Below are 22,914 nucleotides of genomic sequence, written 5' to 3' on the forward strand. Positions count from 1 at the left end.
AAAAATAGATAATCAGATCGCAATTCATCGAGGAGAACGAAGGATGAGTACCGGTGCCGGAGCCGCGCTCGCGGCTCCCGGCGCGCACGCGGCGCGCGTCGCGGCACAGTAGAGTGCGGCGCGCGGCGCGAACGAGCGGGCCGAAGGAGGAGCGGGCGGATGACGACGGGCGGTGCGGCGGACGCGCGATCGATCGGGGAGCACTGGGGCTTCGCGGGGCGCGTCGCCGCGGTGACCGGCGCGGCGAACGGGATCGGCCGCGCGTGCGCGCGCCGGCTCGCCGAGGCCGGCGCCGCGGTGCTCGTCGTCGACCGCGACGGCGACGCGGCGCGGGCGGTCGCGGAAGACCTCGCGCGCGCGGGCGCGCGGGCGCGCGCGGTGGTCGTCGACGTCGCCGAGCCCGCGGCCGGCGAGGAGGTCGCCGCGCAGGCGCGCGCGCGGTACGAGCGGCTCGACGTGCTCGTCCACGCGGCCGGCATCTTCCCGCACGCGTCGCTGCTCGAGCTCGACCTCGCGGAGTGGGATCGCGTGCACGCGGTGAACCTGCGCGGCGCGCTGTGCATGGCGCGCGCGTGCGCTCCGCTGCTCCTCGAATCGGGGAGCGCGGTGCGCCCGAGCGCGATCGTCCTGATCGGCTCGCGCACGGCCACGAGGCCGCCGCGCGGAATGCTCGCCTACGCCACGTCGAAGGCGGGCGTCGCCGCACTCACGAGTGCGCTCGCCGTCGAGCTCGCGCCGCGCGTGCGCGTCAACGCGGTCGCGCCCGGGCCGATCGCGGACACGGCCGCCGCGCGCCGTCTGCAGCGCGAGCGCGCGGGCGCGGACACCGATGTCGCCGCGATCGATCGCGCCGTCGGCGCGCGCGTGCTGCTCGGCCGCACGGGGCGCGCCGACGAGGTGGCGCGCGCGATCCTGTTCCTCGCGAGCGAGGCGGCGAGCTTCGTGAACGGCGCGGTGCTCGCCGTCGACGGCGGCGACGCGACGGTCTGACGCGGGCGTCGCGGGCGTCGCGGAGGTCGCGGAGCGGCGGCGCGCGCGCGCGCGCCGCCGCTCCGCGCCGTCAGCCGAGCGCGCCCGCGGCGCGCTTGCTCGCGATCGCGTCGGCCGAGAGGCCGAGCACGCTCGCGAGCACCTGGTCGGTGTGCTCGCCGACCTCGGGCGCCATCGTCGGGACGGGCAGCGGCGCGCCGTTCACGAAGACCGGCAGCGGCAGCTGCTCGCAGCCGACGGCCTCGATCGGCAGGAAGCCCATGCGCGCCTGGAACTGCGGATCGTCGCCGAGCGAGCGCGCCGTGTTGAACGGCGCGATCGGCGTGTTCTGCTCGTTCCCGAACGCGAGCCACTCCTTCACGGTCTTCCCGAGGAAGATCGTCTTGAGCTCGGCCTGCAGCTCGAGGTTGCCGCGCGCGTGGTCGGCGTACTTGCTCCCCGGCCACTTCTCGAAGAGGTCCGTGCGGCCGACGCCGGCGCAGAAGTTCTTCCAGAACGCCTGCTCCGAGGCCATGAAGAGGACGTGGCCGTCCTTGCACTCGTAGGCCTGGTAGCGGACGCCCTCCCACATGCCGGCGAGGCCGGCCGGGCGGCGCTCGTAGTCGTCGGACGGGTTGCCCGTGACCTCGTCCTCGGGGCGCAGGTACGCGCGCTCCGACTCGATCCGGTACCAGTCCATGTAGGCGGCCGCGTCCGACTGGGCCATCTCCATCTCGCAGCCCTGGCCCGTCGCGCGCGCCTGGATGACGCCGGCGAGGATGGCGATCGCGCCGAGCATCGGGCCGACGTTGATGCCCACGTTCGGCATCGTCGGCGGGATGCGCTTGAAGCCCTTGTCGTCCTCGACGGGCTGCACGATGCCGCTCCACGTGTCGTAGGCGATGCCGTGGCTCGGCATGTCCTTGTACGGGCCGGTCGCGCCGTAGCCCGAGAGCGTCGCGAACACGATCTTCGGGTTGACCTTCTTCAGGTCCTCGTAGCCGAGGCCGAGCTTCGCGAGCGAGCCCGGCCGCATCGCCTCGACGACGACGTCCGCCTTCGCGACCAGGTCCTTGTAGAGCTGCTTGCCCTCGTCGCTCTTGAGGTTCAGGCAGATGCTCTTCTTGCCGCGGTGCGTGTGCAGGTGGAGCAGCGAGACGCCCTTCACGATGGGCCACGTCATCTGGCGGATGTAGTCGCCGGAGGGCGGCTCGACCTTGATGACGTCGGCGCCGAGGTCGGCGAAGAAGGTGGCGACGTGGCCGGGGCCGAGCAGGCTCGACTCGATCACGCGAAGGCCGGAGAGCGGCTTCTGGGGGGCGTCGTTCACGGCGGGGCTCCTGTCGTTCCGGTCGAGACGCGAGGGCGCGGGCTTCGCCTCGTCGACTCGAACGCATCCTGGGTGAGAGGCCGCGCAGCATAGCCGACGGCGCGCGCCGTGCGCCCGGGGTAGGATGCGCCCCCGCCCGAGGAGGACGCGCGCGCATGCACGTCGGAGTCACGATCCACGCGACCGACCAGACGATGGACCCGGTCGAGGTCGCGGTCGAAGCGGAGGCGCGCGGCTTCCACTCGTTCTACGTCCCCGAGCACACGCACATCCCCGCGAGCCGACGCACGCCCGCGCCGACGGGCGACGCCGAGCTCGCCGTCGAGTACTACCGCACGCTCGACCCGTACATCGTGATCGCGGCCGCCGGCGCGCGCACGCGGCACATCCGGCTCGGCACCGGGATCGGCCTCGTCGCACAGCACGATCACCTCACCTTCGCGAAGCAGCTCGCGACGCTCGATCGCGTCACGCAGGGCCGGCTCGTGCTCGGGATCGGCTTCGGCTGGAACCACGAGGAGATGGAGAACCACGGCATCGACGTGAAGCGGCGTCGCGAGCTCGTGCGCGAGAAGATGCTCGCGATGCGCGAGCTGTGGACGAAGGAGGTGGCCGCCTATCACGGCGACCTCGTGCGCTTCGAGCCGAGCTACGCCTGGCCGAAGCCCGTGCAGCAGCCGGGGCCGCGCACGCTGATCGGCGGCGCGCCCGGGCCGAAGCTCTTCGCGCAGATCGCCGAGTATGCCGACGGCTGGATGCCGATCGGCGGCGCGGGCATGGCCGCCGCGCTCGAGGACCTCCGCAAGCGCTTCGACGCGAACGGCCGCGACCCGGCCGCGATGCACGTCGTGCCGTTCGGCGTGCTCCCGAGCGACGAGAAGCTCGCCTACTACCGCGAGCTGGGCGTCACCGAGGCCGTGCTGCGCCTGCCCGCGGCGGGGCGGGACGCGGTGCTCGCGGCGCTCGATTCGTTCGTCCCCTTCGCGGAGCGCTTCGCCGATCGCTAGGCGACGTGCGGGCCGCCCTGCGCCGCGCAGCCGCCGTCGACGACGAGCGTCGCGCCCGTCACGTAGCGCGCCGCGTCGCTCGCGAGGAAGACGGCCGCGCCCTTCACGTCCTCCGCGACACCGAGGCGACCGATCGGGATCGTCGTGAGGTAGCGCGCGAGGCGCTCGTCGCTCTTCTTCAGGAAGCGCGCCATGTCGGTGTCGAAGCTCCCGAGCGCGAGCGCGTTCACCCGGATGCCGTGCGGGATCCACTTGGCGGCGAGGTCGCGTGTCATCGCCTCGAGCGCGCCCTTGCTCGCGGAGTAGGCCACGACCGGCTGGTGCTCCTCCTTCGCGCCGAGTCGCGCGTTGATGGACGACACGTTCACGATGCTCCCGCCGCCGCGCTCGCGCATCGCGCGCGCACACTGCTGCGCCAGGTGGAAGGCGCCGCGCGCGTTCACGGCGAACACCTCGTCCCAGCCGTCGAGCGGGTAGTCGAACGTGGGCGCCGCGACGATCACGGCGGCGTTGTTGACGAGCGCGTCGACGGCGCCGAGCTCGCGCCGCGCGAACGCGACGAGCGCGACGACGTCGTCCGCGCTCGCGACGTCGAAGGCGAAGGGGAGGGCGCGGCGGCCCGTGGCCCGCGCGATCTCCTCCGCGGCGCGCGCGGCGCCGTCCGCCCCGCGCGCCGCGACGACGACGTCGGCGCCCGCCTCGGCGAGCCCTTCGGCGATCCACCGCCCGATGCCGCGGCTCGCGCCGGTGACGATCGCCGCGCGGCCCGAGAGATCGAAGAGCGCCGGGGTCGCCGTCATGCCGCGCGTCGCGCTAGAGCGGGTCGCTCGCGACGATCCAGTTGGAGAAGTACTGCGAGCCACCGCCGTAGGCGTTGCCGAGCGCCTTCCGCGCGCCGTCGACCTGATGCTCGCCCGCCATGCCGCGCACCTGCAGCGCCGCCTCCGCGAAGCGCAGCATGCCCGACGCGCCGATCGGGTTCGACGACAGCACGCCGCCCGACATGTTCACCGGGAAGTCGCCGCCGATCTCGGTCGCGCCCTCGTACGTCATCTTCCAGCCCTGGCCCGGCTCGGCGATGCCGAAGCTCTCCATCCACATGGGCTCGAACCAGCTGAAGGGCACGTAGATCTCCGCGCAGTCGATCTCCTTGCGCGGGTTCGCGATGCCGGCCGCCTTGTAGACGGCGGCCGCCGCGTCGTTCGCGGCCCGCGGGTTCACCTGGTCGCGGCCCGCGAACATCGTCGGCTCGGTGCGCATCGCCGTCGCGTGCACCCACGCGGCGGGCTTCCTGCTCGCCCGCGCGCGCTCTTCGTCGCCGATCACCATCGCGCACGCGCCGTCCGACGACGGGCACGACTCGAGGAAGCGGATCGGGTCCCACAGCATGGGCGAGTTCTGGATCATCTCGAAGGAGATGTCCGGGATCTTCAGGTGCGCGTAGGGGTTCTTGAGCGCGTTCCTGCGATCCTTCAGCGCGACGCGGATGCCCGTGTCCTCGGGCGCGCCCGAGCGCTGGATGTAGCCGCGGATCAGCGGCGCGAAGAAGCCGCCCGCGCCCGCGACGACGCTCTGCTGGAAGGGCAGGCCGATCGAGAGCGCCCACATCGCGTTCGACTCGCTCTGCTTCTCGTACGCGACGGTGAGCACGGTGCGGTGGATGCCGGCCTTCACGAGGCTGTTGGCGACGATCGCCGTGCTGCCACCGACCGAGCCCGCGGTGTGCACGCGCAGCATCGGCTTGTGCGCGCCGCCGAGCGCGTCGACGAGGAACAGCTCCGGCATCATGACGCCCTCGAACATGTCGGGGGCCTTCCCGATCACGACGGCGTCGATGTCCTTCCAGTCGAGCTCCGCGTCCTCGAGCGCGCGCTTCGCGGCCTCGCGCACGAGCCCGACCTGCGAGACGTCGAGGCGCTTGGCGTCGAGCTTCGTCTGCCCGACGCCGATCACGGCGCTGCGCACGGCCATGCTATTCGCCCTCCAGGACGCAGACGAGGTTCTGCTGCAGGCACGGGCCCTGGGTCGCGTGCGCGACCGCGCGCCGCCCGCGGCCCGCGCGGATCTGGCGCACGGCTTCGCCGATGCGCGCGAGCCCCGCGACCATCATCGGGTTCGCCGCCGTCGCGCCGCCCGAGCGGTTCACGATCGCCGGGTCACCGATCCCGAGCGCCTCGCGCAGGATGAGCTCCTGGTGTGCGTAGGGCGCGTGCAGCTCGGCGAGGTCGACCGGCCCGTCGTGCACGCCGGCGGCGTCGGCTGCCGCCTTCGTCGACGCCGACGTCGCGAGGTCGCGCAGCCCGAGGCCCATCGGCTCGCAGCGGTGCTCGATGCCGCGGATCCACACCGGTGCCTGCCCCGACTTCGCGCACGCGCGCCGCGCCGTGTCGCCGGCGGCGATCACGATCGCCGCCGCGCCGTCCGTCACCGGCGGCAGCGCGTGCGCGCGCAGCGGCGACGCGACGCACGGCTCCGCGAGCAGCGCGTCGATGTCGACGTCGCCCGTGACGAGCGCGTCCGGGTTCGCCTTCGCCGCGGCGAGGTTCTTGGCGACGACGGCGGCGACGTCGCGTTCGCTCGCCTTGCCGGAGTCGATCAGCGCGCGCGCCTGCAGTGCGGCGAGGCTGTGCGCGTCGGGCGCGAGCGGCCCGACCGTGTACGGGTCGAGCTGCAGCGTCAGCACTTCTTCGATCGTGCCCATCGACGCGCGCCCGAAGCAGAAGCAGAGCGCCGAGTCGACTTCGCCCGTCTGGATCTTGACCCACGCCTCGTAGAGCGCCCACGCGCCGTCCATCTCGACGTGCGACTCGCTGATCGGCGGCCAGGCGCCGAGCGCGTCGACCGCGTGCACGAACGCGAACGACTGGCCGGCGATGTAGTCCGTGCTCCCCGAGCACGTGAAGCCGATCTCCTCCTTCGCGAGGCCGGACGTCTCGTACAGCTCGCCGACCAGCGGGATCAGCATCTCCGCGTCGTTGAGCCGCGCGTTCGCGAGGAAGGGCGACGACTGGGTGTAGGCGACGACGGCGACGTCGCGCAGTGCGCTCGGCATCAGAAGAGGTCCTTGTACTTTTCGTAGGGGACGTCGGGCTCGCCCGTCGGCTCGAAGTACTCGATGTTCTCGAAGCTCGTCGTCCACTCGCTCTCGGGCTTCCAGACGGCGCGCACGCGCATGCCCATGCGCACGGTCGCGACGTCGACGTTGCGGATGAGGCAGTGGAACGCGATGTGCGAGCCGTCGAGCAGCACCTGCCCGCCCACGTAGGGGAGCTCGATCTGGATGTTGGCCGACGGCACGCGGATCACGGAGTAGGTGACCAGCGTGCCGGTGTCGGCGACCGGGACGTCGCGCTCGGTCGCGACGCCGCAGCGCGGGCACGCGCCGCGCGGCGGCACGTAGACCATCCGGCACTTCGGGCACTCCTGGCCGACGATCTTGCCCTTCGCGAGGTTGCGCAGGAAGCGGCTGGTCGCCCGGCCCGGCGTGTAGTGATAGGCGACGCGCGACGGCGTCACGATGCTCTTGACCGGCTCGTTCGCGTCGCTCATCGCGCGCCTCCCTCGGCGGGCACGAAGCCCGCGATGTCGCGGATGCTCCCGACGCGCTCGGCGGCCCACTCGACCGTCACGCGCATGCCCGTGCGCACGTCGCTCTCGCGCGCCGCGCGCACGACGTGCAGGAAGGCGACGTCGGCGCCGTCGAGCTTCACGAGCGCGAAGGCGAAGGGCTCGCGGCACGGGTGCGAGGCCCGCGGCGCGGCGATCCACGTGAAGCCCTCGACGGTGCCGCCCGGGCCGACGGCGACCCACTCGTCGAGCGCGTCGTCGCCCGTCAGCGGGTCGTACTCCATGGGCGGAACGAGCACGCGGCCCGAGGCCGTCCGGTTGCCCTCGATCACGCCGTCGCGCAGGCCCGTGAAGAAGCGGCTCAGCACGGGCCCGAGCGAGCGCCGGTACGGGTACTCCATCACGTGCGGGGCGGAGAGGATCCCGTCGTCGCCGAGCTGCGTCATCGAGGACTCCGTTCGCCCGCGTCGCTCGCGGTGCGCGGGCCGCGACGAGCGCGTCGGCGGACGGAACGGAGCGGGCGGGATGGAAGGATCAGGGAAGCGTTCGATCGGTGCGGAGTGGTGGAGCCGATGGGGGTCGAACCCACGACCTCGTGAATGCCATTCACGCGCTCTCCCAACTGAGCTACGGCCCCACGGAGGCGCGGAACCTACCTCCGGGGGGTGACACTGTCAAAGCATCGCGGGGCGCGGATCGGGCCGCGTCGCGGCGCGCGTGCGCGTCGACGGATGCGCGCGCAGCCGGCCCGGCGATGCGTCGCGCCGCGCGACGCGCGCGGCTGGCGCGCTGGTCATCGTTGGGCCGATTCGCGATGATCGCGCGGCCGCCATCGCGGCGCGGGCCGGCCGGAGTGGCGGAACTGGCAGACGCAGGGGACTCAAAATCCCCCGGCCGCGAGGCCGTGCGGGTTCGATTCCCGCCTCCGGCACCACGTGCGCGACCGACCGCGACGCCGTCCGGCTCCTGGAGTACCCCCTTGCGATGACGATGCCGCCGTCCGCCGCCCGCCGCCGCACCGCGCGCGCTCTCGCGCTGGCGGTGCTCGTCGCGTTCGCGAGCGCGGCGCCCGCCGCGGCCGACACGCGCGCGTTCACCGGACGCATCGTGCGCGTGAGCGGCTCGACCGTCACCGTCGACAACCGCATGGGCGACGAGCTCTCCTTCGCGCGCACCGAGGCCACGCGCGTCGTCGGTCTCAAGAATGGGTGGGACGCGCTCGCGAAGGGCGACTGGGTGAGCGTCGCCTGGAAGTTCGTCGACAAGCCCGCGAAGGCGTACGAGGTGCGCGTCCTCCCGCCGCGCGACGACGACTGACGCGCGCGAGGGTCGCGATGCAGGAAGCCCCGCCGCTGCGCCCCGAGCAGTTCGAACGCTATCGGCGCCACCTGACGCTGCCCGAGGTCGGGCTCGAGGGGCAGCGGCGGCTGCTCGACGCGAGCGTGCTGCTGATCGGCGCGGGCGGGCTCGGCAGCCCGCTCGCGCTGTACCTCGCCGCCGCCGGCGTCGGCCGCATCGGCCTCGTCGACGCCGACGTCGTCGACGTCTCGAACCTGCAGCGCCAGATCCTCTACGCCACGCGCGACGTCGGCCGCCCGAAGGTCGAGGTCGCGGCCGAGCGACTGCGCGCGCTGAATCCGGACGTCGAGGTCGTGCCGCACGCGCTGCGCCTCACGTCCGCGAACGCGCTCGACGTGCTCGGCGGCTACGACGTCGTCGTCGACGGCACCGACAACTTCCCGACGCGGTACCTGAGCAACGACGCGTGCGTGCTGCTCGGCGTGCCCAACGTGTACGGCTCGATCTTCCGCTTCGAAGGGCAGGCGAGCGTGTTCGATGCGCGCTCGGGCCCCTGCTACCGCTGCCTCTATCCGGAGCCGCCGCCGCCGGGCGCCGTGCCGTCGTGCGCCGAGGGCGGCGTGCTCGGCGTGCTGCCCGCGATCGTCGCGTCGATCCAGGCGACCGAGACCGTGAAGCTGCTGCTCGGCGCGGGACGCACGCTGGTCGGGAGGCTCCTCCTGTACGACGCGCTCGCGATGGAGTTCAGCGAGTTCAAGCTCGCGAAGGATCCCGACTGCCCGGCCTGCGGCGCGCACCCGACGCTGACGCGGCTCGTCGACTACGAGGGCTTCTGCGGCCTGCCGAGCGCGGGCGACGCCGAGCCGCCCGTCGCGCAGGTGTCGGCCGCCGCGTTCGCGGCGCGGCGCGCGCGCGGCGACGACGCGCTGCTGCTCGACGTGCGCGAGCCCGACGAGCACGCCCGCGCGCACATCGCGGGCGCGCAGCTCGTTCCACTCGGCGAGCTCGGCGAGCGGCTCGGTGAGCTCGCCGCGTTCCGCGCGCGGCCGGTCGTCGTGCACTGCCACCACGGCGGGCGCAGCGAGAAGGCCTGCCGGCTGCTGCGCGCCGCGGGCTTCGAGCGCGTCGAGAACCTCGACGGCGGGATCGAGGCGTGGTCGGTCACCGTCGACCCGTCCGTGCCCCGTTATTAGGCCGCGGGCGGGGCGGGCGGATGGCCGACGCGATCGAGATCCGCGGTGCGCGCTCGCACAACCTGCAGGGCGTCGACTGCGACGTCCCGCTCGGCCGCATCACCGCCGTCACGGGCGTGTCGGGCTCGGGCAAGTCGACGCTCGCCTTCGACACGCTCTACGCCGAGGGGCAGCGTCGCTACGTGACGTCGCTGTCGACCTACGCGCGCCAGTTCCTCGAGCGGCTGCCGCGCCCCGAGGTCGACTCCGTCTCGAACCTCCCGCCCGCGATCGCGATCGAGCAGCACAACCGCGTCACGAACGCGCGCTCGACCGTCGGCACGGCGACCGAGATCCTCGACTTCCTGCGCCTGCTCTTCGCGCGCGCCGGGCGCACGCGCTGCCCCGACTGCGACCGCGACGTCGAGGCCACGACGGTCGCCTCGACGGTCGAGTCGCTGCTCGCCGCGCGCGACGGCGCGCGCCTCGTGCTGGCGGCGCCGCTCGTCGCGCGGCGCGGCGAGAAGCCCGGCGACCTGCGCGAGCGGCTCGTGCGCGAAGGCTATGCGCGGCTCGTCGGCGAGGACGGCGCGATCGTCGACGCGACCGAGCTCTCGCTGCGCGCGCTCGGCGAGCTGCGCCGCAGCGCGCTCGTGCTGATCGATCGGCTCGTCGTGCGCGAGGGCGAGCGCGCGCGGCTCGCCGAGGCCGTCGCGGCGGGCTTCGCGCGCGGCGAGGGCGCGCTCGTCGCGATCGACGCCGACGGGGTGCGCGAGCGCATCGTCGAAGGCTTCGCGTGTGCGGGCTGCGGGCGCGCGTTCCGCGCGCCCGAGCCCGCGCTGTTCTCCTTCAACCATCCGCTCGGCGCCTGCCCGACCTGCCAGGGCTTCGGCCGCACCGCGGGCCTCGACTGGGAGCGCGTCGTTCCCGACCCCGCGCGTTCGCTCCGCGACGACGCGATCGCGCCCTTCGCGACGCCGATGGGGCGCGAGATGAAGCGCGACCTGCTGCGCGCGTGCCGCCGCGCGAAGGTGCCGGTCGACGTCGCGTGGAGCGCGCTCGACGACGCGCAGCGCGCGTTCGTGCGCGACGGCGACGAGGACGAGGGCGGCGACTGGTACGGCGTGCAGGGCTACTTCGACTGGCTCGACGCGCGCCGCTACAAGGTGCAGGCGCGCGTGCTGATCGCGCGCTACCGGCGCTTCGACCCGTGTCCGGACTGCGGCGGCGCGCGGCTCTGCCCCGATGCGCTCGCCGTGCGCGTCGGCGGCGCGACGATCGCCGCGCTCACGCGCCGGACGATCGCCGAGCTGCGCGCGTGGCTCGACGCGCTCGAGCTCGACGCCGCCACCGCCGAGCGCGTCGCGCGGCTTCGGCCCGAGCTCGTGGCGCGCGTCGCCACCGCGGCCGAGGTCGGGCTCGGCTATCTCGGCGTCGACCGGCAGGTGCGCACGCTGTCGGGCGGCGAGGCGCAGCGCATCCAGCTCGCGACGGCGCTCTCGGGCGCGCTGACGAGCACGCTCTACGTGCTCGACGAGCCTTCGATCGGGCTGCACGCGCGCGACGTCGCGCGCCTGCTCGAGGTGCTCGCCCGCATCCGCGATCACGGCAACACGGTCGTCGTCGTCGAGCACGCGCTCGAGGTCGTGCGCGCGGCCGACCACGTGCTCGACCTCGGTCCGCGCGCGGGCCGCGCGGGCGGGCGGCTCGTCGCACAGGGGAGCGTCGCCGACGTCGCGGCGAGCGCGGAGTCGCTGACGGGCCGTGCGCTGCGCGGCGAGCTCCCGCCGCGCGCCCGCCGCCCCGCGCGCGGCTCCGGCCGCGGGCAGCTGCGCATCGTCGGCGCGCGCGCCCACAACCTCGACGGCCTCGACGTCGACATCCCGCTCGGCCGGCTCGTCGCCGTGACGGGCGTGTCGGGGGCGGGCAAGTCGACGCTCGTGCGGGCGGTGCTCGTCGGGCAGCTCACGCGCGACCCCGATCGCGGCGCGTGCGAGCGCATCGAGGGGGCCGAGCGCGTGCGCGAGGTGGTCGTCGTCGACCAGACGCCGGCGGCGCGGAGCCCGCGCTCGAACCCCGCGACCGTCACCAAGGCCTTCGACGGCATCCGGCAGCTCTTCGCGGCGACGCGCGAGGCCAAGCGCCTCGGCGTCGGCCCCGGCTGGTTCTCCTTCAACGTGAAGGGCGGCCGCTGCGAGACGTGCGAGGGCGCGGGCGAGGTCGTCATCGACATGCAGTTCCTCGACGACGTGCGCGTGCCGTGCGAGGCGTGCGGCGGCCTCCGCTACCGGCGCGAGGTGCTCGACGTCCGGGTCGGCGGCCGGCACATCGTCGACGTGCTCGCGATGTCGGTCGACGAGGCGCTCGCCGAGTTCGCATCCCACCGGACGATCGCCGAGCGGCTGGAGCCGCTCGCGCGCGTCGGCCTCGGCTACGTCGCGCTCGGCCAGCCGCTCTCCACGCTCTCGGGCGGCGAGAACCAGCGGCTGCGGCTCGGGCTCGCGCTGCGCGCCGGAGCGCCGGGGGCGCTCTACGTGCTCGACGAGCCGACGACGGGCCTGCACGCCGTCGACGTCGCGCGCCTCGTCGGGTGCCTCGACGAGCTGCTCGACGCCGGGGGCTCGGTGATCGTGGTCGAGCACAACCTCGAGCTGATCGCGCAGGCCGACCACGTGATCGATATCGGGCCAGAGGGCGGGCCGGGAGGCGGGAAGATCGTGGCCCAGGGGACGCCGGAGGAGGTCGCGCGCGCGGCCGACCGCTCTCACACGGGAGCCGCCCTCGCGAGGCTGATTTCGTAGCGGTCTCGCGCCTCAACCCGGCTCGTTGCCGCGCCGATGGTCCGGCCCGTGTCGAACGAGGCGTCGCACTCCGGGAACGACCTCCTCCTGCTCGGGAGCTACGCCGAGCAGATGCCCGACATCGCGGCCCGCTTCCGCGAACGCGGCGCGGTCGGTGTCGTCGTCGCCGACGCCTCCGCGCTCGAGCGCGTCGAGCGCGGCTACGGCGCGTTCGCGCACCGCAAGGCCACTTCGAAGCTCGCGAAGCTCGTGCTCGAGGCGTGCTCGCGCGAGCTCGGCCCGCAGGATCTCGTCGCGATGGGCGAGGGCTCGAACGACGAGATCGTCGTGCTGCTGCTCGGCTCGAGCGACCACGCGAACCTGCACGCCGAGCGCCTGCCCGCGTTGTGCGAGAAGCTGCGCGAGGCGATCGCGAAGAACGGCGCGCAGGTGACGTACCCCTACATCCGCGAGCCCCTCGACGTGCCGGTCGGCTACTCGATCGCGCTCTACCACCCGGGCCTGCGCGAGGAGCGCCAGGTGCGCGTCGCCGTCGACCGCGCGCGCGCCGACGCGCAGCTCGACCAGCGCGTCGCGGTGCGCGCGCGCGACCGCCGCTTCCTCGACCTGCTGCTCGGCGAGGACGTCACCATCCTCTACGAGCCGATCGTGAGCGTCGAGACGCGCGAGGTGCTCGGCTACGAGGCGCTCGTGCGCGGGCCGTGGGACAGCGACCTCCACTCCCCGGGCGCGCTCTTCCAGCGCGCCGAGGAGACGGGCCTGCTGTTCGAGCTCGACTGCCTGTGCCGGCGCGTCGCGCTGCGCTCGGCGCGCGGCCTCGAGCCGGGCCGGAAGCTCTTCCTGAACTGCCTGCCGACCGCCATCCACGACCCCGCCTTCCGCGGCGACGTGCTGCGCCGCACGCTCGAGGACCTGCGGCTGCGCCCGAGCGACGTCGTGTTCGAGATCTCCGAGAAGGAGTCGATCGCGAACTTCTCGATCTTCCGCGAGGCGCGCGACTACTACGGCGAGCTCGGCTTCCAGATCGCGCTCGACGACACGGGCGTCGCCTACGGGAGCCTCGAGGCGGTGATGGAGCTGTCGCCCAACTTCATCAAGGTGGACATGTCGCTCGTGCGCGGCGTCGACACCGACCCGGCGCGCGAGGAGCTGCTGCGCGCGCTGCACGCCGTCGCGTCGAAGATCGACGCGGCGATCATCGCCGAGGGCATCGAGACGGCGGACGAGCTCGCCGCGATCGCGCGCCTCGGCATCCCGTACGGGCAGGGCTACCTCTTCGGCCGGCCCGCTCCGCTCCGCCGCAACCACTGACGCGGCCGCGCGTCCCGCGCGCGCCGGCGCCGCCCCTCAGGACGGCTCGACGCGCCGCCGCGTGTCCGCGCTCCGCGCCGCGCGGCGCTGCGTGAAGATGCGCTTGTCGTGGACCTTGCGGAGCTCGCGCTCGAGCTTGTCGATCGCGGCGTCGCCGGCCGCGCGCGCGTCGCGCGCGGCGGCGTGCGACGCGAGGTCGATGCCGCGTCCGCGCACGAGCGCGTGTGCCGTCACGTCGAGTGCGTCGACGGCGAGCGTGAGCTCGCAGTGCGTGGCCTCGTGAAACGTCTCGGCGAGGTGGCGGAGACGGGCTTCGAGCAGCTCCTCGACCTTCGCGTCGTGCTCGATGTCCTTGAAGCGGATCGTGAGCGTCGGAACCTGGGTCATGCGTCCTCCGCGGACGCGGCCCCGTGCGGGATCCGACGCGGGCCGACCGTGTGCGCGGCCGCGTCCTTCGTGGTGCACCGCCGGCGGCCCGCGGTGCGGTGGGTCGAAGGGAGACGAAGAGCCGAACGTTCGAAGCGCATCGTCGACGGCAGTCTATCGGTGCGTCCGCGTGTCGTCGACGTGCGCGCCGTCGCGCTGCAGTGTGCCGACTCGTCGCACGTCGCGTGCCTTCGACGCGCGCAGTGCGCGCGCGTGGCGGAAGCGGACGGGAATCGAACCCGCCGAGGGCGCGTCGCCGCGTCCTCCACCGGATTTGAAGTCCGGGGCCGGCACCAGCACGACGAACGCTTCCGCGCGCGCGGCGCGGGACGCCGCGCGCGCATCGTCCCGCATGCAGAGCCTCGGCTCAAGCCTTCCCCGATGCGGCGCGCGGCGCGCCCGTCTTCGCGCGAGCGCTAGGCTCGTCGCATGCCGCACCGCTGCGCCGCCGCGCTCGTGGTCGCGACGTGGGCCGCGCTGTGCGTCGCGCGGGAGGCGCCGGCCGCGCCGCCGCTCGTGTGGGACGTGCCGACCGGGTCGACGCTCCCCCTCGCCACGCTGCGCGACGAGCGCGCCGGCAGCGATGCGCTCTTCATCGCCCACAAGGCCGGTGGCCTCGCCGTGTGGTCGCTCGCGGTCTCCCCGCCCGTCGAGGTCGCGCGGCTCGCCGCGTCCGCGTTCGGCGGCCTCCACGTCGTGCACCTCGCGCAGCGCGGCGACCGGCTCTTCGTCGCGCTCGGCGACCCGTTCGCGCTCGCCGGCTCGCGCGCGGGCCTCGCGGTCGTCGACGTCGCCGACCCCGCCGCGCCGGCGCACCTCGACCAGTGGACGTCGAGCGGCGTCGTCTGCGGCGCGTCGGACGTCGAGGTGTCGGACGCCGCGATCTATCTCGGCGCGATGGGCCTCGGCGTCGTCGTCCTGACGTTCGACGGCGTCGCGCTCCGCGAGGAGACGACCGTCGTTCCGGGGGGAGGCACGCCGTCGTGCGGCTTCCTCGCGCCGAACGTGCGCGGGCTGTTCCTCGCGGGCGACCGCCTCTACGTCGGCAACGACGGTGGCGGCCTCGTCGTCCTCGACGCGAGCGCACCGACCGCGCCGGTGGAGATCGGCGCGTACGCGAACCCCGCTCTCGGCGGCAAGCCGCAGGCCTACAACCACGTCGTCGTCGACGGCGCGCTCGCCTACGCGGCGGTCGACTACTGCGGGCTCGAGATCCTCGACGTCGCCGATCCCGCGGCGATCGCCCCGATCGGATGGTGGAACCCGTGGGGCTGCGAGACGCCGGCCAACGTCTGGTTCGACAGCCCCGGGCACGCGAACGAGATCGCGCTCGACGCCGCGCGGCGGCGCGTCGTGCTCTCGGCCGGCGACAGCGAGGTGCTCGTCGTCGACGTCTCCGATCCCGCGAACCCCGCGCTCGTCGACGCCGTGGGCGCGCCCGGCAACGGTCGGGGCGTGTGGGGCGTCGAGCTCGAGGGCGACGTCGCGGTCGCGACCTACATCGTCGCCGCGATCCCGTTCCAGGGAGGCGTCAACGCGGTGCGCGCGTTCGACCTGCCCGAGCCCGCGGCCGCGCGCGGTGCGGTCGCCGCGATCGGAGCGCTCGCGTGGGTCGCGCGCGCGCGTCGCCGCGTGCGATCGGCGCGCGCGCGCGTGCGCGTTCGCGGTAGTCTCCCGTCCCGGTGAGCGCCTACTCCCTTCGCGACGCTGCGCGCATCCTCAAGGTGAAGCCTTCGCGGCTCCGCTACTGGAAGCGCACGCGGCTCGTGCGCTCGCGCGACGGTGACGCCGACGCGAGCGGCTTCGACTTCCAGGATCTCGTGAGCGTGAAGGCGGTGCTCGCGCTGCTCGAGCACGGCGTTCCGCTGCAGCGCATCCGCCAGAGCATCGACATCCTGCGCGAGCACGTTCCCGAGCTCGACGAGCCGCTGTCCGCGCTGCGCGTGTGGGGGCAGGCGCCGCGGCGCGTGGTGGTGCGTCACGACGGGCGGCTGCTCGAGCCCGACGGCCAGCTCGTGCTCGAGTTCGCGGGCGAGCCCGCGGAGGGCGACGCCGAGAGCGGCGTCGCGCCGTTCCCGCGCGAGGCGTCCGCGGCGCGTCCCGCGCTCCACGACGCGGGGGTCGAGTCGCCCGCGTCGCTCGGGCCGCTCGACTGGTTCGAGGTGGGCTGCGGGCTCGACGCGGAGCCGAAGACGTACGACAAGGCGATCGCCGCCTATCGCAACGCCATCGCGCTCGACCCCGAGTTCGCCGATGCGCACTGCAACCTCGGCGCGGCGCTCTACAACAAGGGCGAGCGCAAGGAGGCGCGTCGCTGCTTCGAGCGCTGCCTCGAGCTGCGCCCCGAGCACGTCGAGGGCCACTTCAACCTCGCGAACCTGCTCGAGGAGGAGGACGACTCGGCGCGCGCCCTCCAGCACTACCTGCGCGCGCTCGAGCGCGATCCGTTCTACGCCGATCTCCACATCAACCTGGCGCTGCTGTACGAGAAGCTCGGCCGCGCGGCGAAGGGCCTCGAGCACTGGCGGCGCTATCTGCAGGTCGAGCCCGACGGCGCGCTCTCCGAGATCGCGCGGCAGCGTCTGCGGGAGGGGCGGTGACCCGCCCCGTCCCAGGAGGAATCCATCGTGGCACGAGTGATGTCCCTCGCGGCGGCGTTCGCCGTCGCCTTCGCGTTCGCGCGCGCTGCGCAGGCCGGCCCGGCCGACCCGGTGCCGCTGCTGAACGGCACGACGCGCGCGACGCACGTCTTCACCGGCTCCGGCGTCCGGATCGACGCCAACACGGGTCTCGTGGTCCTGTGCACGTCGCTCGAGAAGTCGAAGGACGTCATGATGGCCGTCGAGGTCTACCAGTGGGACGCGACGGTGCTCAACGACGTCGCCACGGGTATCGGAGTGTCTCTCATGACGGCGCCGGGCAGGACGATCACGTGGGAGGTGAAGAACGACGGCGGCGGCATCGCCTACACCTTCGGCGACGTGTCGATCCCGAGCGTCGGAAACGTCTTCCAGGGGAGCTTCCGGGTGCTCTCGACGTCGACGAAGATCACCTGCTCGGCGGCGAACATCGACCGCACGAACAGCCCGCCGAACTTCGTCTGGCCGCTCAACCTGATCGCGAAGACCAAGCAGAAGGGCGTCTAGACGCGCGACGCGTCGTTAGGCGGGGCGCTGCCAGCGCAGGACGGGGTGGCGGGCCGCGCGCGTCTCGTCGAGGCGCGCGTGGCGGGCGCGCACGGGCGCGGACTTCACGAGCTCCGGCTCCTCGCGGGCCTCGCGCTCGATCGCGCGCAGCGTCGCGACGAAGCGGTCGAGCCCCTCGAGGCTCTCGCTCTCCGTCGGCTCGATCATCAGCGCGCCGTGCACGATGAGCGGGAAGTAGGTCGTCGGCGGGTGGTAGCCGTAGTCGATCAGTCGCTTCGCGACGTCGAGCGTCGTGACGCCCGTGTCCTCGAGCCTGCGGTCCGACAGCACGCACTCGTGCATCACCGGCTCGTCGTACGGGACGTGGTAGACGTCGCGCAGCCGCGCGAGCACGTAGTTGGCGTTGAGCACGGCCATCTCGGCGCAGCGCCGCAGGCCGTCGGGCCCGAGGCTGCGCAGGTACGTGTAGGCCCGCACGAACATGCCGACGTTGCCGAAGTAGCCGTGCAGCTTGCCGATCGAGCGCGGCAGGTCCCAGTCGAGCCGGAACCGCTCGCCCTCGGCTCCCTCGTCGCGCGCGACGACGGGCACGGGCAGGTAGGGCGCGAGCACGTTCTTCACGCCGACCGGGCCCGCGCCCGGGCCGCCCCCGCCGTGCGGCGTCGAGAACGTCTTGTGCAGGTTGAAGTGCATCACGTCGATGCCGAGGTCGCCCGGGCGCGCGATGCCGAGCGTGGCGTTCAGGTTCGCGCCGTCGCCGTACACGAGCCCGCCGCCCGCGTGCACGATCTCGCAGATGCGCGCGATGTGCTTCTCGAAGAGCCCGAGCGTGTTCGGGTTCGTGATCATGATCGCGGCGACGTCGTCGCTCATCGCGGCCGCGACCGCGTCGGGGTGCAGGATGCCGTCGGGGCCGGACGGGATCTCGACGCACTCGTAGGAGTTGAGCGCGGCGCTCGCGGGGTTCGTGCCGTGCGCGGTGTCCGGGATCAGGACCTTCGTGCGCCGTTCGCCGCGCTTCTCGTGATAGGCGCGGATCATCATGATGCCGGCGAGCTCGCCCTGCGCGCCGGCGGCCGGCTGCAGGCTCACGCGGTCCATTCCGCTCACCTCGGCGAGGTGGCGCTCGAGGCGCCAGGCGAGCTCGAGGAAGCCCTGCGACAGCGCCTCGGGCTGGAGCGGGTGCGCGTGCGCGAAGCCCGGCAGCCGCGCCATGCGCTCGTTGATCTTCGGGTTGTACTTCATCGTGCACGACCCGAGCGGGTAGAGCCCGAAGTCGACGGCCGCGTTCCAGGTCGACATGCGCGTGAAGTGGCGGACGACGTCGACCTCCGACATCTCGGGCAGGTCGAGCACGTCGTCGCGCACGGCCTCCGCGCCGAGCACGGTGGCCGCGTCGACGGCCGGCACGTCGAGCGGCGGCAGCTGCACGCCGCGTCGGCCCTCGCGCGAGAGCTCGAACGAGAGCGGCTCCTCGTAGGTCGTGCCGCCGGCGACGTTGTCGAACGAGGGCAGGGCGGGAGCGGGCGACTGCGGCGCGGGGCTCATGCGCGTCCTCCGGCCCGCGCGCGGCCGGCGAGCGCGTCGACGAGGCGGTCGATGGCGTCGCGGCTCGCGAGCTCGGTCGCGGCGACGAGCACCGCGTCGTCGAGGCCGCCCTCGCCGCGCGGGCGCTCGGAGAGGTCGAGGCCGCCGACGCATCCCGCGTCGAGCGCGCGCGCGAGCGCCGGCCCGGCGCCGCCCGCGACGCGCACCGCGAACTCGTTGAACGAGGGCGCCGCGTGCACGAGCTCGACGCCCGGCGTGTCGGCGACGCGCGCCTTCGCGTACGCGGCCTTCGCGAGGTTCTGCTCCGCGAGCTCGCGCAGGCCGCGGCGGCCCATCAGCGTCAGGTAGATCGTCGCCATCGTCAGGCACAGGCCCTGGTTCGTGCAGATGTTGCTCGTCGCGCGCTCGCGCCGGATGTGCTGCTCGCGCGTCGAGAGCGTGAGCACGAAGCCGCGGCGGCCGCGCGCATCCACCGTCTCGCCGACGAGCCGGCCCGGCATCTGTCGCACGCGCTTCTGCGTCGTCGTCATGAAGCCGAGGTGCGGGCCGCCGAAGCCCATGGGGACGCCGAAGCTCTGCGCCTCGCCGCACACGACGTCGGCGCCCTGCGCGCCGGGCGGGACGAGCAGCGCGAGCGAGAGCGCTTCCGCGACGGACGTGACGAGCAGCGCGCCCGCCGCGTGCGCGGCCTCGGCGAGCGCGGGCAGCGCCTCGACGCAGCCGAAGAAGTTCGGCTGCTGCGCGATCACGCAGGCCGTCGCGTCGTCGACGGCGGAGGCGAGCGTGCGGCCGTCCGCGCCGAGCGGGAGCGTCGCGATCTCGGTCTCGAGGCCGTCGAGGTAGGTCTCGAGCACGGCGCGGTAGCGCGGGTGGAGACCTTCGCTCACGACGACGCGGGAGCGCCGCGTCGAGCGCATCGCCATCAGCGCGGCCTCGGCGGTCGCCGACGCGCCGTCGTACATCGACGCGTTCGACACCTCCATCCCGGTGAGCGACGACATCATCGTCTGCCACTCGAAGATGGTCTGCAGCGTTCCCTGGCTGATCTCGGCCTGGTAGGGCGTGTACGCGGTGGTGAACTCGGCGCGCGAGACGAGCGCGTCGATCGCGCTCGGGATCCAGTGCGCGTAGGTGCCCGCGCCGAGGAACCAGTCGTGCGTCTCGAGGTTCGCGTTGCGCGCGGCGAGCCGCGAGAGCTCGCGCGTCACCTCGAGCTCGCTCGCGGCGACGGGCAGGTCGAGCGGCCGCGCGAGGCGGTGCTTCTCGGGGATCGGCGCGAACAGGGCCTCGACGCTCGCGACGTCGATCGCCTCGAGCATGCGGGCGACGTCCTCGTCGGTGTGGGGGATGTAGCGGAAGCTCACTCCTGGCGATCCTTGATGTACTGGAGGTAGTCGGCCGAGTTCATCAGCGAGTCGAACTCGCCCGTGTCCGACGGCTCGATCACGATCATCCAGCCGTCCCCGTAGCATGACTCGTTGATCGCCTCGGGCGAATCGGCGAGGTCCTCGTTCACTTCCACGACCTCGCCCGAGATCGGCGCGTAGAGGTCGGAGACCGCCTTCACCGACTCGACGACGCCGAACGTGTCGCCCTGCTGGAGCGTCGTGCCGACCGTCGGCAGCTCGACGAACACGATGTCGCCGAGCTGGTCCTGTGCGTAGTCGGTGATGCCGACGTAGGCGCGCTTCCCCTCGACGCGCACCCACTCGTCCTCGCTGCTGTAGAAGTTCTCGTCGGGGAGCTCGTAGTCGGCCACGCGGAATCCTCCTGCGGCGCGCGCGCTCGCGACGCGCGTGCTCCGCTCCTACCGGGCCCTGCCTCGCGGGGCCCGTGCATCCTGTCGCGCGCGCACGAAGGGAGTCGGCACGACGCGCGCCTCGACGCCGTTCCCGCGGATCTCGACCTGGATCGCGGTGCCGGCCTCGGCGAACTCGCGACGGATGTAGCCGAGTCCGATGGCTTTGCCGAGGGTGGGCGAGGGCGCGCCCGACGTGACGGCGCCGATCGCACCGCCGCCGGCGGAGGCCGGCGCGAGCAGCGGGTAGCCGGCCCGCGCGACGCCGCGGCCGACCAGCTCGAAGCCGACGAGCCGGCGCGCATGCCCCTCGGCCGCGCGCTTCTCGATCGCCTCGGCGCCGAGGAACCCGCCGCGCTCGCGCTTCACGAAGCGGTCGAGCCCGGCCTCGAGCGGCGAGGTCTCGTCGTCGAGCTCGTGGCCGTAGAGCGGGAGCGCCGCCTCGAGCCGCAGCGTGTCGCGGGCGCCGAGGCCGCAGGGCTCGGCGCCCGCCTCGACGAGCGCCTCGAAGACGCGCGCGACGTCGCCCGCGCCGACGTAGACCTCGTAGCCGTCGGAGCCCGTGTAGCCGGTGCGCGAGACGATGGCCTCGATGCCGCCCACGACGAGCGCCGGCGCGAAGCGGAAGCGGCGGATGCCGGGCGCGTCGGTCGCGCCGATCGCGACGAGCTTCTGCGGCGCCTCGGGCCCCTGCACGGCGAGCAGCCCCGTCTCGGCGCTCCGGTCGCGCACGCCCGCGTCCTCGGGCGCGTGCGCGAGGATCCACGCCAGGTCCTTCTCGATGTTGGCGGCGTTCACGCACAGGAAGAAGACGTCGTCGGCGACGCGGTAGACGGTGACGTCGTCGACCACGCCGCCGCCGTCGTTGCACAGGAGCCCGTAGCGGACGGCGCCGTGCGCGAGCGTGTCGACCGGGCAGGTGAGCAGCCGCTCGAGCGTCGCCGCGGCGGCCGGGCCCGAGAAGTGGATCTGGCCCATGTGCGACACGTCGAAGACGCCCGCGCGCTCGCGCACGGCGGCGTGCTCGTGCTTGATGCCCGCGTACTGCACGGGCATCTCGAAGCCGCCGAACTCGACGAGCCTCGCACCGAGCGCGGCGTGCACGGCGTGGAGAGGGGTGCGGCGGAGTCCCATGCCGGCCTACACGCCCTTGCGCTTGCGGTACGCGCGCACGGTGTTGCGCAGCAGCATCGTGATCGTCATCGGGCCGATGCCGCGGCGCGACGGCGTGAGGATGCCGGCCACGCCGATCGCGTTCTCGAAGTCGACGTCGCCGACGAGCGCGCCGTCGACCTCGGAGACGCCGACGTCCATCACCGCCGCGCCCGGTCGGATCCAGTCGGCCTTCACCATGCGCGGCACGCCCGCGGCCGCGACGATCACGTCGGCCGTGCGGCACAGGCCGGGCAGGTCGCGCGTGCGCGAGTGGCACATCGTGACGGTCGCGTTGCGCTGCTGGAGCAGGAACGAGACGGGCTTGCCGACGATCTCGCTGCGTCCGATCACGACGGCGTGCGCGCCCTCGAGCGGCACCTGGTAGTGGTCGAGCACGGCGAGCACGCCGAGCGGCGTGCACGAGACGAGCTCGGCCGTCCCCTTCAGCATGCGGCCGGCCGTCGTCGGATGCAGCGCGTCGGCGTCCTTCTCGGGGTCGATCGCCTCGGCGACGACGTTGGGGTCGATGTGCTTCGGGAGCGGGAGCTGTACGAGGATGCCGTCGACCGCGTCGTCTTCGTTGAGCGCGGCGAGCAGCGCGAGCAGCTCGGCCTGCGTCGTGCGCTCGGGGAGCAGGTGCTCGACCGAGTCCATCCCGATGTTCGCGCACGCGCGCTGCTTGCCCTTGATGTACGAGAGGCTCGCGGGGTCGTCGCCGACGAGCACGACGGCGAGCTTCGGCGCGCGATGGCCCTTCGCGACGAGCGCGCCGATCTCCTCGGCGAGCTCCTTGCGAATCGCCTTCGCGAGCGCGAGCCCGTCGACGATGCGCGTTTCGATGTGGCCGGACGCGGCCTGACCCATGTGGCGGCACCCCCTCCGAATGAGCGGGCGCCAGTATAACGACGCGCCCGCGCGCCGTGAGGCGCGCGGGCGCGTTCGCCGTTCCGTGTGCGATGCGGGCCGAGGAGCGCGCTACGCGGCCTTCGCCTTCGACTTGCCCGCGCCCGACTTCGACTTCTTCGTGGCCGAGCCCTTCGCGTCCTTGTCCTTCTTCGGAGCGGACTCGGAGGTCGACTCGTTCGAGGTGCTCGCGGCTTCGCTCTTGCTCGCGCCCGCGTCGCCGCTCGACGCGCCGCCGTCGTCCGACTTCTTGCCGTCCTTCTTGCTGCCGTAGCCGTCCGCGTACCAGCCGCCGCCCTTCAGCACGAACGATGTTTGGGAGATCAGGCGCTTGACGCGGCGCGACTTGCACTTCGGGCACGTCTTCACCGGGGCGTCGGTGATGCGCTGCTCGCGCTCGAACTCGTGCTCGCACTTCGCGCAGAGGTACTCGTAGACCGGCATGCAGGGCCTCCAGGGACGGGTCGGGTCGCGTCGGCATC

General features: G+C 73.4%; 20 protein-coding genes, 3 tRNA genes and 1 pseudogene. 10 read left to right on the forward strand and 14 right to left on the reverse strand.

All coding sequences use genetic code 11. The features are described 5' to 3' along the window. Positions 1-159 precede the first annotated feature (159 nt). On the forward strand, positions 160-990 hold the full coding sequence (locus R3E88_09215) for an SDR family NAD(P)-dependent oxidoreductase (GenBank protein MEZ4216645.1): 831 nt from the start codon (positions 160-162) through the stop codon (positions 988-990). A gap of 70 nt (positions 991-1,060) precedes the next feature. Here the strand turns inward: R3E88_09215 and R3E88_09220 are convergent, their stop codons facing one another. Beyond that, complete coding sequence (locus tag R3E88_09220) at positions 1,061-2,299, reverse strand: CoA transferase (protein MEZ4216646.1); 1,239 nt, start codon at positions 2,297-2,299, stop codon at positions 1,061-1,063. A gap of 155 nt (positions 2,300-2,454) precedes the next feature. On the opposite strand from R3E88_09220, the gene R3E88_09225 reads away from it, so the two are divergent. Next, on the forward strand, positions 2,455-3,306 hold the full coding sequence (locus R3E88_09225) for an LLM class F420-dependent oxidoreductase (GenBank protein MEZ4216647.1): 852 nt from the start codon (positions 2,455-2,457) through the stop codon (positions 3,304-3,306). Here R3E88_09225 and R3E88_09230 read toward each other — a convergent pair. The 5 genes and pseudogenes from R3E88_09230 to R3E88_09250 all read right to left on the reverse strand — a co-directional run bounded on the left by R3E88_09230 (position 3,303) and on the right by R3E88_09250 (position 7,510). Next, a complete protein-coding gene (locus tag R3E88_09230; protein MEZ4216648.1) occupies positions 3,303-4,106 on the reverse strand; it encodes a glucose 1-dehydrogenase in 804 nt (267 codons plus the stop codon). The two genes, R3E88_09225 and R3E88_09230, sit on opposite strands and share 4 nt — an antisense overlap. 13 nt (positions 4,107-4,119) lie before the next feature. Next, positions 4,120-5,277, reverse strand: coding sequence for a thiolase domain-containing protein (locus R3E88_09235; GenBank protein MEZ4216649.1), 1,158 nt, complete (start codon positions 5,275-5,277; stop codon positions 4,120-4,122). Between the two features lies 1 nt (position 5,278). Then, positions 5,279-6,346 (reverse strand): lipid-transfer protein, encoded by a 1,068-nt coding sequence (locus R3E88_09240; protein ID MEZ4216650.1) that lies wholly within the window; start codon positions 6,344-6,346, stop codon positions 5,279-5,281. An 11-nt stretch (positions 6,347-6,357) separates the two neighbouring features. Continuing rightward, positions 6,358-7,319 (reverse strand): annotated as a pseudogene (locus R3E88_09245) (OB-fold domain-containing protein). 115 nt (positions 7,320-7,434) lie between these two features. After that, positions 7,435-7,510, reverse strand: a tRNA-Ala gene (locus tag R3E88_09250). Positions 7,511-7,720: 210 nt separating this feature from the next. Here R3E88_09250 and R3E88_09255 point away from each other — a divergent pair. The 5 genes from R3E88_09255 (at position 7,721) to R3E88_09275 (ending at position 13,456) form a co-directional block, all read left to right on the forward strand. Further along, positions 7,721-7,807: transfer RNA gene (locus R3E88_09255), tRNA-Leu, on the forward strand. 50 nt (positions 7,808-7,857) lie between these two features. Next, on the forward strand, positions 7,858-8,190 hold the full coding sequence (locus R3E88_09260; GenBank protein ID MEZ4216651.1) for a hypothetical protein: 333 nt from the start codon (positions 7,858-7,860) through the stop codon (positions 8,188-8,190). Positions 8,191-8,207: 17 nt separating this feature from the next. Continuing rightward, entirely contained in the window at positions 8,208-9,365 is a 1,158-nt protein-coding gene (moeB, locus tag R3E88_09265; protein MEZ4216652.1) for a molybdopterin-synthase adenylyltransferase MoeB, read from the forward strand. Between the two features lie 20 nt (positions 9,366-9,385). Then, on the forward strand, positions 9,386-12,145 hold the full coding sequence (gene uvrA / locus R3E88_09270; protein MEZ4216653.1) for an excinuclease ABC subunit UvrA: 2,760 nt from the start codon (positions 9,386-9,388) through the stop codon (positions 12,143-12,145). Between the two features lie 48 nt (positions 12,146-12,193). Then, positions 12,194-13,456: an EAL domain-containing protein gene (locus R3E88_09275; GenBank protein MEZ4216654.1), complete on the forward strand. Its 1,263-nt coding sequence runs from the start codon at positions 12,194-12,196 to the stop codon at positions 13,454-13,456. Between the two features lie 36 nt (positions 13,457-13,492). Here the strand turns inward: R3E88_09275 and R3E88_09280 are convergent, their stop codons facing one another. Both R3E88_09280 and R3E88_09285 read right to left on the reverse strand, forming a co-directional pair. Then, the gene (locus R3E88_09280; protein MEZ4216655.1) at positions 13,493-13,843 is read right to left on the reverse strand and encodes an HPF/RaiA family ribosome-associated protein; all 351 of its coding nucleotides are present in this window, start codon (positions 13,841-13,843) and stop codon (positions 13,493-13,495) included. Between the two features lie 253 nt (positions 13,844-14,096). Further along, positions 14,097-14,195 (reverse strand) — tRNA-Sec (locus R3E88_09285). Between the two features lie 116 nt (positions 14,196-14,311). Here R3E88_09285 and R3E88_09290 point away from each other — a divergent pair. From R3E88_09290 to R3E88_09300, 3 genes are read left to right on the forward strand one after another with little or no spacing between them, the layout of a single operon-like run. Continuing rightward, positions 14,312-15,568, forward strand: a complete 1,257-nt coding sequence (locus R3E88_09290) for a hypothetical protein (GenBank protein MEZ4216656.1) — start codon at positions 14,312-14,314, stop codon at positions 15,566-15,568. Further along, positions 15,565-16,482: a tetratricopeptide repeat protein gene (locus R3E88_09295; protein ID MEZ4216657.1), complete on the forward strand. Its 918-nt coding sequence runs from the start codon at positions 15,565-15,567 to the stop codon at positions 16,480-16,482. The genes R3E88_09290 and R3E88_09295 overlap by 4 nt, the downstream gene beginning before the upstream one ends. Positions 16,483-16,509: 27 nt before the next feature. After that, on the forward strand, positions 16,510-17,028 hold the full coding sequence (locus R3E88_09300) for a hypothetical protein (protein MEZ4216658.1): 519 nt from the start codon (positions 16,510-16,512) through the stop codon (positions 17,026-17,028). A 15-nt stretch (positions 17,029-17,043) separates the two neighbouring features. Here the strand turns inward: R3E88_09300 and gcvPB are convergent, their stop codons facing one another. The 6 genes from gcvPB to R3E88_09330 all read right to left on the reverse strand — a co-directional run bounded on the left by gcvPB (position 17,044) and on the right by R3E88_09330 (position 22,876). Next, positions 17,044-18,576, reverse strand: coding sequence for an aminomethyl-transferring glycine dehydrogenase subunit GcvPB (gene gcvPB, locus R3E88_09305; protein ID MEZ4216659.1), 1,533 nt, complete (start codon positions 18,574-18,576; stop codon positions 17,044-17,046). Next, positions 18,573-19,940 (reverse strand): aminomethyl-transferring glycine dehydrogenase subunit GcvPA, encoded by a 1,368-nt coding sequence (gene gcvPA / locus R3E88_09310; GenBank protein MEZ4216660.1) that lies wholly within the window; start codon positions 19,938-19,940, stop codon positions 18,573-18,575. Before gcvPA ends, gcvPB begins: the two co-directional genes overlap by 4 nt. Then, entirely contained in the window at positions 19,937-20,335 is a 399-nt protein-coding gene (gcvH, locus tag R3E88_09315; protein MEZ4216661.1) for a glycine cleavage system protein GcvH, read from the reverse strand. Before gcvH ends, gcvPA begins: the two co-directional genes overlap by 4 nt. A gap of 48 nt (positions 20,336-20,383) precedes the next feature. Then, entirely contained in the window at positions 20,384-21,508 is a 1,125-nt protein-coding gene (gene gcvT / locus R3E88_09320) for a glycine cleavage system aminomethyltransferase GcvT (GenBank protein MEZ4216662.1), read from the reverse strand. Positions 21,509-21,514: 6 nt separating this feature from the next. Next, entirely contained in the window at positions 21,515-22,393 is an 879-nt protein-coding gene (gene folD, locus R3E88_09325; protein ID MEZ4216663.1) for a bifunctional methylenetetrahydrofolate dehydrogenase/methenyltetrahydrofolate cyclohydrolase FolD, read from the reverse strand. A 111-nt stretch (positions 22,394-22,504) separates the two neighbouring features. After that, entirely contained in the window at positions 22,505-22,876 is a 372-nt protein-coding gene (locus R3E88_09330; GenBank protein ID MEZ4216664.1) for a zinc ribbon domain-containing protein, read from the reverse strand. Positions 22,877-22,914: the final 38 nt, after the last annotated feature.

It is taken from the genome of Myxococcota bacterium, from assembly GCA_041389495.1.
Classification (GTDB): Bacteria; Myxococcota_A; UBA9160; order UBA9160; family UBA4427; genus JAWKRT01.